The organism is Sodalis sp. RH14 (genome assembly GCF_047324285.1).
GTDB lineage: Bacteria > Pseudomonadota > Gammaproteobacteria > Enterobacterales > Enterobacteriaceae > Acerihabitans.
The window spans coordinates 3,978,471-3,991,811 of the sequence record NZ_CP178739.1 but is presented as its reverse complement, the minus strand read 5'-3'; the positions used below and the strand labels follow the sequence as shown (position 1 = coordinate 3,991,811).

Below are 13,341 nucleotides of genomic sequence, written 5' to 3'. Positions count from 1 at the left end.
GGGATGCACAACGCCATGCTACTACCTTGGCTAATACTTTTCCCCTTCATTGGCGGTCTGCTGTGTTGGCAATGCGAGCGCTTCGGTACCAAGGTGCCGCGCTGGATAGCCTTGATCGCCATGGGGCTGACTCTGGCGCTCTCCCTGCAGCTGTGGCTGCAGGGCGGGTATTCACTGGTTTCGGCGCAGGGCCTGCCGCAGTGGCAATCCGAGTTTGTGCTGCCGTGGATACCGCGTTTCGGTATCTCGTTCCGCCTGGCGCTGGACGGTCTGTCCCTGCTGATGGTGGTGCTGACCGGCCTGCTGGGCGTGCTGGCCATTCTCTGTTCGTGGCGTGAAATCCAGCGCTACCAGGGCTTTTTCCATCTTAATCTGCTGTGGATCCTGGGCGGCGTCATCGGCGTGTTCCTGGCCATCGACATGTTCCTGTTTTTCTTTTTCTGGGAAATGATGTTGGTGCCGATGTACTTCCTGATTGCCCTGTGGGGCCATAAGGCCTCCGACGGCAAGACGCGCATCACCGCCGCCACCAAGTTCTTTATCTATACCCAGTCCAGCGGGCTGGTGATGCTGGTGGCGATCCTGGCGCTGGTGCTGGTGCATTATCATGCCACCGACGTCTGGACCTTCAATTACGAAGACCTGCTGCATACCCCGATGTCGTCGCTGGTGCAGTACCTGCTGATGCTGGGCTTCTTTATCGCCTTCGCGGTGAAAATGCCGGTGGTGCCGCTGCACGGCTGGCTGCCGGACGCCCATAGCCAGGCGCCTACCGCCGGTTCGGTCGACTTGGCGGGCATCCTGCTGAAAACCGCCGCCTACGGCATGCTGCGCTTTTGCCTGCCGCTGTTCCCCGAGGCGTCCCACCAGTTCGCGCCCATTGCCATGTGGCTGGGCGTGGTGGGCATTTTCTACGGCGCCTGGATGGCGTTTGCCCAGACCGATATCAAGCGCCTGATTGCCTATACCAGCGTTTCCCATATGGGGTTTGTGCTGATTGCCATCTACACCGGCAGCCAGCTGGCCTACCAGGGCGCGGTGGTGCAGATGATCGCCCACGGCCTGTCCGCCGCCGGGATGTTTATTATCTGCGGCCAGCTGTATGAACGTCTGCATACCCGCGATATGCGCCAGATGGGCGGACTATGGGGACGGATAAAATTCATTCCCGCGCTGTCGCTGTTCTTTGCGGTGGCGACGCTTGGGATGCCGGGTACCGGCAACTTTGTCGGCGAGTTCCTGATCCTGTTCGGCAGTTTCCCGGTGGTGCCGGTGATTACGGTTATTTCCACCTTCGGCCTGGTTTTTGCCTCGGTGTATTCGTTGATTATGATGCAGCGCGCTTATTACGGTCCGGCGAAATCGCAGGAACCCTTGCCGGGCATGACGATGCGCGAGCTGTTGATCATTATGCTGCTGGTGGTGCTGCTGGTGTTGCTGGGCTTCTTCCCGCAGGCGGTGCTGCAAACGTCCGACGCGGCAATGAGCAACGTTCAGCACTGGTTCTCGCTAAACGCAGCAGGATCAGCTGTTTCAACTCTAACAACAAGGCCGTAATTCGCCATGACAATAACTCCTCAACAACTGATCGCACTGTTACCGCTGTTGATCGTCGGATTGACGGTGGTGGTTGTGATGCTGTGCATTGCGTGGCGACGCAACCACTTTGTCAATGCCACCCTGACCGTTATCGGTCTGAACCTGGCTTTACTGTCGCTGTTTTTTGTCGGCCAGGCCGGCCCGATGGATGTGACGCCGCTTATCCGCGCCGACGGCTATTCGATGTTCTATACCGCGCTGGTCCTGGCGGCGAGCCTGGCCACCAGCACCTTCGCCTATCCGTGGCTTGCGGGCTACCCCGGCAACCGCGATGAGTTTTACCTGCTGGTGCTGATTGCCGCCATGGGCGGCATCCTGCTGGCCGGCGCCAATCATCTGGCCTCGATGTTCCTGGGTATCGAGCTCATTTCCCTGCCGCTGTTCGGCCTGATAGGGTATGCCTACCGGCAAAAGCGCTCGCTGGAAGCCAGCCTGAAATACACCCTGTTGTCCGCCGCCGCCTCGTCGTTCCTGCTGTTCGGCATGGCGCTGGTCTATGCCGACACCGGCGCCCTGGGTTTTGGCGCGCTGGGACAGCGTCTGGACGACGCCATGCTGCACCAGCCGCTGTTGCTGGCGGGGCTGGGCATGATGATTGTCGGCCTGGGCTTTAAGCTGTCGCTGGTGCCGTTCCACCTGTGGACGCCGGATGTGTACCAGGGCGCGCCCGCGCCGGTGTCCACCTTCCTGGCCACCGCCAGCAAGGTGGCGATTTTCGCCGTGCTGATGCGCCTGTTCCTCTATACGCCGGTGGTGAATAGCGACGCGCTGCGCCTGGCGCTGGCCATTATCGCCTTCTGCTCCATTATGTTCGGCAACCTGATGGCCATCGGCCAGACCAATATCAAGCGCCTGCTGGGGTATTCCTCCATTGCCCATCTGGGCTATCTGACGGTGGGTCTGATTGCGGTACAGGCCCATCAGCTGGCCATGGAGGCGGTGGGCGTTTACCTGGCCGGCTACCTGTTCAGCAGCCTGGGCGCCTTCGGCGTGGTCAGCCTGATGTCCAGCCCCTACAGCGGTCCGGATGCCGACTCGCTGTTCTCCTATCGCGGCCTGTTCTGGCACAAACCGATTTTATCGGCGGTAATGACGGTGATGATGCTGTCGCTGGCCGGCATCCCGATGACCCTGGGTTTTATCGGTAAATTCTATATCATGGCGGCCGGCGTCGGCGCGCACCTGTGGTGGCTGACCGGCACCGTGGTGCTCGGCAGCGCTATCGGCCTGTACTATTACCTGCGCGTGATGGTCAGCCTGTATCTCAGCCCGCCGGAAAGATTGCGCCGGGATACGCCGAGCAACTGGGCGCTCACCGCCGGCGGGGTGGTGGTGCTGATCTCCTCCGTGCTGGTGTTGCTGCTGGGTATCTTCCCGCAGCCGCTGATCTCCCTGGTGAGACTGGCGCAGCCGTTGATGTAACACGTTTTTCCCCTCCCGGTTACCGCGGCGGGAGGGCCGCGCGGGGCGGCGGTCGCCATGGCCGTTGCCCGACCCGGCCGTAAACGCGTCTGACTGAATAAACGAAATAGTTCTCGTTAAAAAATGCTTTATTGACCCCCGTCATTGTTTCTTAATGCCATTCGGTGATAATGAAAATAACTCTCATTGACGTTTGGCGTTGGCTCGATGTTCACTTCCGTTTTAAAATACCTTCTCTGCAGCGCTGTCCTGTTCCTGGGCATATCATCCGCCTGGGCGGCCGATGATTACCAGACGTGGGTCACTGATATCCAGGGACGGCTGGACACCACCGCGCGGCTGTATCAGCAGCAGCAGAACGACGCCGCGCGCCGCGAGGTGCAAATGGCCTATTTCGAGGTATTCGAAAATCTCGAGGGGCCGATCCGCATCAATATTTCCGCGCAGAAAAGCTATCAAATGGAAAGCCAGTTCGGCGAGATCCGCCGTCTGATCGGCGAGGGCAAGCCGCTGGCGGAAGTGCAAGATAAAATCAACGGCTTGAAAAATGAATTGACCGGCGTGCTGCCGGCATTGTCCGGCGGCCATCAGCTGGTGGCCGCGGGCCAGCATGACGCCTATAGCAATACGCAAATCGCCCTGTACTGGCAGCAAAGCTTTAAAACCATCGACGATCTGCTGGCCGACGCCCTGACGCAATACCAGGCGGGACAATATGCCGCCGCGAGCCAGCGCGTGCAGCAGGCGCATTTTCAGGGCTATAAGAATTCGGAAATGGAAATGTCGGTGCGCAATAACCGCTCCGCCCAGCAGGCGGCCGCCATCAACCAGGAATTTATCGCCCTGATCGCCCTGGCCGCAAAACCCGATCAGATGAATGACCTGTCCTACGGCGTCACCCAGCTATTGCAGGATCTGGAAGACCTGCTGCCGGGCCTGCCCACCACCCGTCCCGACCAGCCGGTGACCGCGCCCGCAGCCAACGCCCCGGCCAGCGCCGCGGCGGGCGGCGACGCCCAGCCCGACGCCAACTGGCGGCAGGTCGGCGACGACATCAACGCCGCGGTAGCCGCCGCCATCGCCCAATATCGCGGCGGACAGGCCAAAGCCGGCATGATGGCGATACAGGACGCGTATTTCGACCGCTTCGAAGCCACCGGCATGGAGAACAAAATCGGTTCGCGCGACGCGGCGTTTAAATCGACGCTGGAAGGCTATTTCACCCGCCTGGTCAGTCTAATGAAAGCCGGCCAGTCGGTCGCCCAGATCCAGGAACAGGCCGACGCGCTCGCGCAAAATCTCACCAAAGCGGTGGAAATGCTGGGCGAGGGCGGCGAAAGCCAGTGGACATTGCTGGTGTACAGCCTGCTTATCATCGTGCGCGAAGGCATGGAGGCATTGTTGATCGTCGCCGCCATCGTGGCCTACCTGGTCAAGAATAAGCATCAGGATAAGCTGCCGCTGATCCGGCAATCGGTTTGGGTTGCCCTGCTGGCGAGCGTGGTCACCGCCGCGCTGTTCCAATGGCTGTTCGCCAACTCCGGCGCCAACCGCGAACTGCTCGAAGGCGTCACCATGATGGTCGCCGTGGTGACGCTGTTCTTTATGAGCTACTGGCTGCTGTCCAAAGTGGAGGCCCGGCACTGGCAGGCCTATCTGGAAGGCAAGCTGACGCTGTCCCTGACCACCGGCTCCCTGGCGGGCCTGTGGTTTACCAGCTTCCTGGCGGTGTATCGCGAAGGCGCGGAGACGGTACTGTTTTATTACGCCCTGGTGGGGGACGCCGGCAATATGGCCGGGCAATTCGCCATCCTGGGCGGTTTCCTGATCGGCTGCGTCATCCTGGTGATGGCGTACCTGCTGATGCGGTATACGGTGGTGAAACTGCCGCTGAAGCCGTTCTTTATGTTTACCGGTACATTTATGTATTTGATGGCCTTTGTTTTTGCCGGTAAAGGGGTACTGGAGTTAATTGAAGGTAAATTATTCGAACCCACGTTATTAAAGGGCATACCTGAAATAAGCTGGTTGGGGATTTATCCCTATCTGGAGACCCTGGCGCCTCAGGTCGTTTTAGTACTGGCCGCGCTGGTCGCCCTCTGGGTGATGCGCCGGCGCTCCGGTACCCTGATACCAAAACAAGAAACTGTGTGAGCGCACAAAGCAATTTTTTTGATGACTGAGGAATGAGAGTTGATGAAGATGAATAACAGCCTGGCGGCCGTGATGGCCGTTGCCGGTATGACCTGCGCCCCGGCCGTGTTTGCGGCCGAGCATCCGGCGGGTGAAACCGTCACCATGAATGAAATGCAGATTGCTGCGGTCTATTTACAGCCTATCGATATGGAACCGCGCGGCATGGGTTTACCCGCAGCCAAGGCCGATGTTCATCTAGAAGCCGATATCCACGCGGTGGAAGGAAACAAAAACGGTTTCGGCGCCGGCGAATGGATGCCGTACCTGACCATCAGCTACACGCTGGTCAACACCGATTCCGGCGACAAACAGGAAGGCACCTTTATGCCGATGGTCGCCAGCGACGGTCCGCATTACGGCCAGAATGTGAAAATGATGGGCGTGGGCAACTACAAAGTGACCTTCCATATCGAACCGCCGTCAAAAGCCGGCCTTCATCGCCATACCGACGCTGAAACCGGCGTGGGCCGCTGGTGGAAGCCATTCGACGTCAGCTACGATTTTAAATATATCGGCCTGAAATAAATCCGCCGCGCCACGGCTGCCTGGCGGCCGTGGCGGTATTGGCTCTTGTCGCAGCGGCCTGCCGGAGCGCTGCATGACGAAGTGTTTCCGGTTCTGAGTCGTCGTCATGAATTATTTTTTTGTTACCGCCTTGCAAGCTTTCCTGCCGGTGACACTGCTATGCGGATTAAACTGGGCTAACCGCCCCGCGCCATCGGTGCGCGCGCTGGTATGGGTCAACCTGCTGGCGCTGGCGGCCGGTACCCTGGCGGGCGTGCGCCTGCCCGGCGGCCAATCGGTGCAGCTCACGCTGGTTTTCTTGCAACTGGCGGGGCTGGTAGTGTTCCTGGCCTGCCAATTTTCCGTTTCCGCCAGGGTGGGCTACTGCTGGCAAGGCCTGCTGGTGGCCGGCGCGGCGCTGCACTGGAGCAACGATCCCAATTTAAGCGCGTTGACGCCCACGGGCGTCATCAACACCGATTTATTACTTAATCTGAGCGCGGTGGTACTGGCCGTCGCGTTACTGGCGCTGTGCGCGGTGCTGACGGCGATGCTGGTGAAGCGCCTGCCGGCGTGGCGCTGGCCGCTGCTGCTGGCGCTGGCGCTGCTGTTGTTGCTGCCGTTGTGCGGCCAGGCGACGCTACTGTTGATGAAACTGGACGTCCTCGGGCTGACCAAGCCGCGGCTGAGTTTTGTGTCCAACGTCACCAACAGCAACCCCTGGCTCAACTATATCAGCGCCTTGCTGATGGCGGCGCTGCTGGCGGGCTTTATTGCGCCGCTGCTGCGCCTGCGCGGCGGATATCGCCACCAGATGGAGCCTATCGCGCGCCGCAAGGCCATCGCGCGCTATCGCAATGCCCGGCGTACCGCCGCAACGCTGCTGGCCGCGCTGATGGTGGTGGTGGCCGCGCAGCTGTATTGGGATTTGGTGGCCTCGCAGCCGCCGCGCCTGTCGGAAGCGGTGCCCGTGACCCTGGGCGCCGACGGCCAGGTGCATATTCCACTCGAACAGGTGCGCGACGGCAAGCTGCATCGTTTCGTTTGGGTGGCCGAGGACGGCAAGGCGGTGCGTTTCCTGGTGATTAACCGTTATCCCGATCGCCTGCGCCTCGGCGTGGTGTTCGACGCCTGCCTGCTGTGCGGCGACCAGGGGTATGTGATGGAAGGCAACCAGGTGGTGTGCGTGGCCTGCGGAGTGCATATTTTTATCCCCTCCATCGGCAAGGCGGGCGGCTGCAATCCCATACCCATTGACAACTGGCGCAACGACGACCATGAGCTGACCATCGGCAAAGCGGCGCTGGTGGCGGGGGTCAACTATTTTACCACCGTGCTCACCCTGCAGGTGACCGATCCGGTGGACGGCAGCAAACTGACCAATGTCAGCGCCTCCCATAAATACAGTTACGGCGGCAAAATGTACTTTTTTGCCAGTGAAGACACTTACAATCGTTTCCGCGCGCAGCCGGCGCAGTTCGTGCCGGCCACCGCCGCCGGCAGCGACGAAGCGGAGGGCGAGTAGCTTATGTTGTGGCGTATGTTACGGCAGTCCTGGTGCAGGAATATCCGGCGCAAGTCCCTGGCGGTATTAACGGTGTTCCTGGCCGCCGGGTTGATTTCGGCGCTGCTGGCGGTCTCCATCGATATCGGCGACAAGATGGCGCGCGAGCTGAAATCCTATGGCGCCAATATCCTGATTGAACCGGCGGGCCAGGCGGCGCTGCCCGCGCTGTTTGGCGAGCGGGGCGCTCCCCTGTCGGGGCAGGATCTGATCGACGAGTCCGAATTGCCCAATATCAAGGATATCTTCTGGCGCAACAATATCATCGGCTTTGCGCCGCTGCTTGGCGGCGAAGTGCTGGTCAACGGCGCGCCGGTGCCGGTGCTGGGCACCTTTTTCTCGCAGCCGGTGAATGTGCCCGATGAAACGGATTTTCATACCGGGCAGCAAATCATCAGCCCCTATTGGCGGGTTACCGGTCAATATCCCCATGAACCGGTAACGCGGGAGCAGCCGCCCGAAGCGCTGGCGGGCAAGCAGCTGGCGCAGCGCCATGGCTGGCGGCCCGGCGACGTAGTGACGCTGGACGGCCCGCACGGCCGGGCCAGCGTGCGCATCAGCGGCGTGCTCGCCAGCGGCGGCGATGAGGAAGGCCGTCTGGTGATGCCCCTGGCCACGGTGCAGCAACTGCTCGGCCTGCCCGGCAAAGTGCAGGCGATACGGGTCTCGGCGCTGACGGTGCCGGAAAACGATCTTTCCCGCCGGGCCAGGGATAATCTCGACGGACTGACGGCGGAAGAATACGATCTGTGGTATTGCACCGCTTTTGTGTCGTCGATTTCCCATCAGTTGGAAGAGGCGATTTCCGGATCGGTGGTGCATCCTATCTGGCAGGTGGCGGCATCCGAAGGCGTGGTGATTGAAAAAATCCAGCTGCTGCTGGCGGTGGTCACCCTGGCGGCGCTGGCGGCATCCGCCATGGGCATCGCCTCGCTGATGACCAGCACCATTATGGAGCGCGGGCGGGAGATTGGCCTGATGAAGGCCCTCGGCGCCCGCCAGTGGCAAATTATGCTGCTGTTTTACCTGGAAGCGGTAATGAGCGGCGCCCTGGGCGGATTGCTGGGCTGTGTTGCCGGCTGGGGACTGGCGAAAGCCATCGGCCTGATGCTGTTCGGCGTGCCGCTCAGTTTTGCCTGGATTGTGGTGCCGAGCGTGCTGGTGATCGCCATCCTGATTGCCGTGATCGGCACATGGTTCCCGGCCCGGCGCATCGCCAAACTGTATCCGGTGGAGGTGCTGTATGGCAATTAACGTCGTGGCCGCGGCGCCGGGCCGGGGCGGACGGCGCGCCAAACGTCCGTCGGGACTGATGAACAATATGTTCTGGCTGCTGGTGGTGCGGGCGCTGCGGCTGCGGCTGCAACGGGTGGCGGTGGTGTTCGCCGCCCTGACGGTGGGCGCGGCCATCGTGACCGCCATGGCCTCGGTCTATTTTGATATCAACGCCAAGATGAGCCAGGAGCTGCGCACCTTCGGCGCCAATTTTTACCTTGGTCCCGGCCATGGCAACAGCCTGCCGGCGGCCACACTGCAGCCGATTCTGGATCAGGCGCCCAAGGGGCTTATCAATGCGTCCAGCCCGTATTTGTACGGTATGGCCCGCACTGAACTGGAAAAAGTGGTGGTGATGGGCGTCTGGTTCGAGTCGCTGCAACAGCTGGTGCCCTATTGGCAGGTCAAGGGCGACTGGATTGGCGTCAGCTTTGACGACCGGCATGCGATGATCGGCGTGAAACTGGCCGATCGCCTGCACCTGAAGGTAGGCGATCGGGTAACCCTGGTTGACGGCCAGCAGCGCCAGAGCCTGATTATCAAGGGCGTGGTCGAAGCCGGGGACGCCACCGATAATATGCTGATCGTCAACCTGGAGCTGGCGCAGAAATGGCTGCATCAGCCCGGCGCCATCAGTAACGCCATGCTGAGCGTCAATAACGATATCGGTCAGGTGGACGCCTTTGCCGCCCGCTTGCAGCAGCAGTATCCCGACCTGGACGTGCGGCCGATCCTCAAGGTTTCCGCCTCCGAAGGCCAGGTGCTGGATAAGATCAAAGGGCTGATGGGACTGGTGTCGGCGGTGATCTTGATTTTGTCGTCGCTGTGCGTCAATACCACCCTGATGGCCATCGTCGGCGAGCGCTCGCGCGAGTTTGCCCTGCAAAAGGCGCTGGGCGCCAGCGCCGCGGATATCAGCCGGCAAATGCTGGCGGAAACCGGCATCATCGCCCTGGCGGCGGTGCTGGTGGGCAGCGTGTTCGGCTTTATACTGGCGCAGGTGCTGGGACATGCGGTGTTTAACGCCGCCATTGCCCTGCGCGCCCCTGTTTTTCCACTGACGCTGGCGTTATCCCTGCTGGTGGCGGCGGTGGCGGCCATCGTGCCGGTACGGCGTGCGCTGCATGTCGAACCGGCGCTGGTCCTGAAAGGAGAATAACCATGGCATCACCTATCCGGTTGATACAGCCGCAGCCCGCGGCGGAATATGTGATTGAGACCCGCGGCCTGTATAAACGCTTCGGCAAGGTCACGGCGCTGGATGATATCAACATCCGCATCCGCCGCGGGGAGTTCGTGGCCTTTATGGGCGCTTCCGGCTCCGGCAAGACCACCCTGATGAATATCCTCACGTGCCTGGATACCGTGAGCGAAGGTCAGGTGTTGCTGGACGGCGTCGACGCCGCCGCGCTGGACGAGGAGGGGCGGCGTAATTTCCGCGCCGACAAAATCGGCCTGGTATTCCAGCAATTCCACCTGATCCCGTTCCTGACCGCGCTGGAAAACGTCATGCTCGCGCAGCATTATCATAGCGTGGTGGATGAAGGCGCCGCCCGCGCCGTGCTCGACCGGGTCGGCCTGGGCGAACGCGTCGGCCATCTGCCCAGCCAGCTTTCCGGCGGGGAGCAGCAGCGCGTGTGTATCGCCCGGGCGCTGGTCAACGAGCCGCCGGTGATCTTCGCCGACGAGCCGACCGGCAACCTGGATGAGGAAAATGAACAACGGGTGCTGGACCTGCTGACCGATCTGCATCGCCAGGGCCGCACCATCGTTATGGTCACCCATAACCCCGAACTGGGCCGTTTCGCCGATCGTATCATCCGTTTGCAGCACGGTAAATTCCTGGGCGAGGAGCGAAATCATCATGAGCTGGCATCCCGTGGTTAGGTTGTTTTGCGCGCTGGCCCTGCTTGCCGCCCTGGCGGGATGCAAAGAGCAGCAGGTGGCCATCGGCGCGCCGGCGCCGAAACTGGCGGCGTTCGATCTCAACGGCCAGCCGGCGGCGCTCGATCAATGGCGCGGCAAGCCGGTGTACCTGACGTTTTGGTCCTCCGACTGCGGCGGCTGCGCGGCGGATATGAAACTGCTGCAAAAGCTCACCGACGTCTACGGCGATCGGCTGGTGGTGGTGGCGGTGAACACCGATCCGCAGCAGACCGATATCGCGCCTTTCCTGGCCGCGCTGCAGATCCATTATCCGGTGGTGCGCGATCAGCTGGGCATCACCAGGGAGCGTTACCAGGTGATCGGCACGCCGACGTCCTACCTGCTTAGCGCCGGGGGCACCGTGCTGGAGGCGCATCAGGGTTTGCAGGGCGAGCCGGCACTCGTCGCGATGTTCCAAAATGCACAACGGGATAAATCATGAAGAAGCTTATGCTGGGCATGTTATTACTCTGCGTCAGCGGTACGGCGCTGGCGGACGCCGCGGACGGGGCGCAAAAATATGCCCAGGGCTGCGCCGATTGTCATGGCCGCAAGGCCGACCGGGCGGCGTTCGGCAAAGCGCCGCCGCTGATAACCTTAAGCCGCGAACAGCTGGTAAGCGCGCTCACCGACCGCCGGGACGGTAAGATTGCCACCAGCGGCGCGGAGCAGCGGGCCAAGGCGGCGCTGAGCGATGGCGATATCCAGGGACTGGCGGATTATATCCGCTCCCTCGATCCGCAGGCATCGGCCGCGAAGCCGGCGGTAGCGAATTGATTTTAAGAATGATCTGCCCGTAATTGTTCGCCAGGACGCGCAATTTATGACTATAGTTAGAGTGACGGTCTTTCATCAGAACACGGAGAACAATTATGGTAACCCCGACAGATCCCATCCAACCGCATGAAACTCATGTTGATGATGACGTGCAGTTGCTGTCCGAGACGCTGGAGGAAGTGCTGGCCTATTCCGGCGACAAGGCGGATCAAAAATATGTTGAGCTAAAAACCCGTGCCGAAGCGGCGCTGGAAGAAGTTAAAAAACGCATCAGCCATGCGTCCGATAATTACTATTACCGGGCCAAACAGGCGGTTTACCGCGCCGATGACTATGTGCAGGAAAATCCCTGGCACGGTGTCGGTATCGGGGCGTCCGTCGGCCTGGTGTTCGGGCTGCTGCTGGCCCGTCGCTAAGGTTTCTGTGCCAAGTTATCCGGCTGGCGCGCTCACCAGCCGGTATTTTCCGCCGCCGCGCCGGCGGGAATGAACAAGTCATGCTATTTATTACGCCATTCATCATACTTAATTGCGCTAATCTTTCGTTTTTGCTTCCGTAAACCGTATAATCCATACTCTTAATTAGGTCTTGGGGTAGGGGTCTCTATGCTGACGTTACTCAACTCGGCGCTGCAACAGCATATTGATGCCGGCATCTCCGCTGGGCCCGGCCTGTATCAGATTGCGCTTCCCTGGACTCCCGGCAGCCATGTGCCGATGCTTGACTGGCTGCATGCCACCCCGCTGTATCCCCAATTCTACTGGCAGCATCGCGACGGCGCGCAGGAAGCGGCGGCAGGCGGCGGCCTGCGCATCTTCGATCGCCTGAGCAAGGCGCGGGACTTTATGGCGGCCCATAGCACGGCCTGGCCTGCGCTGCGCCTGTGGGGCATCAATGCCTTCGGCGGTGAAGACGATAACGACGCCGGCGATGATGACAACGGCGCCGGCCGCGGCGGCGAGCCGGAAAGCTGCCTGTTTTTGCCGCGCCTGACCTGGGAGCGCGACGGGTCGTCACACCGGCTGGTGCTGAACCTGGCAAGCGATGTTTCCCTGCGCGACGACGCCAGGCGGTGCCTGGCCTGGCTGCAGCAGGCCACGCCCGCAGCACCCCTGGCGCCCTGGTCGGCGCAGCTGCGCGAAGAGGTGCACGAGCCGGAACACACCCGTTGGCGAATGATGGTCTCCCAGGCCCTGGCCGCCTTTGGCCAGGGCGGATTAACCAAGGTGGTGTTGGCCCGCCGCACCCGGCTCGGCTTTAAAGGCCACCTCGACCCTCACGCCCTGATGGCGGCCAGCCGTAGGGTCAACCACGATTGCTATCACTATATGCTGGCCTGGTCGGCGCAGCGGGCGTTTTTGGGCTCCAGTCCCGAGCGGCTTTACCTGCGGCGCCAGGAAATGCTGGATACCGAGGCGCTGGCCGGCACGGTCGCCGCCCGCAGCCCCACGGCCAATGCCGGGCAACTGGCGCGCTGGCTGATGAACGATGATAAAAACCAGCGGGAAAACCTGCTGGTGGTCGACGATATTTGCCAGCGGCTGCAGGAGGCGGCGGTGACGCTCGACGTCATGCCGCCGGAGATCGTGCGGCTGCGCACCGTGCAGCATTTGCGCCGCGCCATTACTGCGCGCCTGGACTGCCGCGATGATGTCCGCTGTCTGGCCATGCTGCAGCCCACCGCCGCGGTGGCGGGGTTGCCGCGCGACGTCGCCCGCGCCTTTATCGCCCGCCACGAGCCGTTCGACCGGCAATGGTATGCGGGCTCGGCCGGCTATCTCTCGGATGCGCAGACGGAATTTTGCGTGACCCTGCGCTGCGCGCTGATGGAGCGGGAGTCGCTCTGGCTTTATGCCGGGGCAGGCATTGTCGAGGGATCGGATGCGGATCGGGAATGGCAGGAAGTGAACAACAAGGCCGCCGGTCTCAGGACCCTGTTTACCGGCGACCAAGCCGTCGCGCCGAATTAAGGGAATCCGGTTCTATATCAACATCCCGCGGCTGAAACAAAATATAATGCCGGAGCCGTTATTGATCGGCATCCGCGCCGCCGGGGTTATCCGCCGATCACGCATGGG

12 protein-coding genes are annotated in these 13,341 nt (G+C 61.4%); all 12 read left to right on the top strand.

Features of this window, described 5'->3' with window-relative positions:
- Positions 1-15 precede the first annotated feature (15 nt).
- The 12 genes from nuoM (at position 16) to menF (ending at position 13,233) form a co-directional block, all read left to right on the top strand.
- A complete protein-coding gene (gene nuoM, locus ACL2XQ_RS18110; protein ID WP_410014214.1) occupies positions 16-1,557 on the top strand; it encodes an NADH-quinone oxidoreductase subunit M in 1,542 nt (513 codons plus the stop codon).
- Between the two features lie 6 nt (positions 1,558-1,563).
- The gene (gene nuoN, locus ACL2XQ_RS18105) at positions 1,564-3,021 is read left to right on the top strand and encodes an NADH-quinone oxidoreductase subunit NuoN (protein ID WP_410014215.1); all 1,458 of its coding nucleotides are present in this window, start codon (positions 1,564-1,566) and stop codon (positions 3,019-3,021) included.
- Between the two features lie 207 nt (positions 3,022-3,228).
- Entirely contained in the window at positions 3,229-5,175 is a 1,947-nt protein-coding gene (locus ACL2XQ_RS18100; RefSeq protein ID WP_413729738.1) for an FTR1 family iron permease, read from the top strand.
- A gap of 42 nt (positions 5,176-5,217) precedes the next feature.
- Complete coding sequence (locus ACL2XQ_RS18095) at positions 5,218-5,742, top strand: iron transporter (protein ID WP_410014217.1); 525 nt, start codon at positions 5,218-5,220, stop codon at positions 5,740-5,742.
- Between the two features lie 106 nt (positions 5,743-5,848).
- Positions 5,849-7,246 carry a Fe-S-containing protein gene (locus tag ACL2XQ_RS18090; RefSeq protein WP_413739530.1) on the top strand — a complete coding sequence of 466 codons (1,398 nt, stop codon included), beginning with the start codon at positions 5,849-5,851 and terminating at the stop codon, positions 7,244-7,246.
- Positions 7,247-7,249: 3 nt separating this feature from the next.
- Positions 7,250-8,539 (top strand): ABC transporter permease, encoded by a 1,290-nt coding sequence (locus ACL2XQ_RS18085; protein WP_413732258.1) that lies wholly within the window; start codon positions 7,250-7,252, stop codon positions 8,537-8,539.
- Positions 8,540-8,606: 67 nt separating this feature from the next.
- A complete protein-coding gene (locus ACL2XQ_RS18080; RefSeq protein ID WP_413723473.1) occupies positions 8,607-9,719 on the top strand; it encodes an ABC transporter permease in 1,113 nt (370 codons plus the stop codon).
- A gap of 2 nt (positions 9,720-9,721) precedes the next feature.
- Positions 9,722-10,447 (top strand): ABC transporter ATP-binding protein, encoded by a 726-nt coding sequence (locus ACL2XQ_RS18075; RefSeq protein WP_413723332.1) that lies wholly within the window; start codon positions 9,722-9,724, stop codon positions 10,445-10,447.
- Complete coding sequence (locus tag ACL2XQ_RS18070) at positions 10,425-10,928, top strand: TlpA family protein disulfide reductase (RefSeq protein ID WP_410014221.1); 504 nt, start codon at positions 10,425-10,427, stop codon at positions 10,926-10,928. Before ACL2XQ_RS18075 ends, ACL2XQ_RS18070 begins: the two co-directional genes overlap by 23 nt.
- On the top strand, positions 10,925-11,263 hold the full coding sequence (locus ACL2XQ_RS18065; RefSeq protein ID WP_410014222.1) for a c-type cytochrome: 339 nt from the start codon (positions 10,925-10,927) through the stop codon (positions 11,261-11,263). The genes ACL2XQ_RS18070 and ACL2XQ_RS18065 overlap by 4 nt, the downstream gene beginning before the upstream one ends.
- A gap of 95 nt (positions 11,264-11,358) precedes the next feature.
- Positions 11,359-11,679 carry a stress response protein ElaB gene (elaB, locus tag ACL2XQ_RS18060; protein WP_410014223.1) on the top strand — a complete coding sequence of 107 codons (321 nt, stop codon included), beginning with the start codon at positions 11,359-11,361 and terminating at the stop codon, positions 11,677-11,679.
- Between the two features lie 189 nt (positions 11,680-11,868).
- Positions 11,869-13,233 (top strand): isochorismate synthase MenF, encoded by a 1,365-nt coding sequence (gene menF, locus ACL2XQ_RS18055; RefSeq protein ID WP_413739529.1) that lies wholly within the window; start codon positions 11,869-11,871, stop codon positions 13,231-13,233.
- The last annotated feature ends 108 nt before the right edge of the window (positions 13,234-13,341 follow it).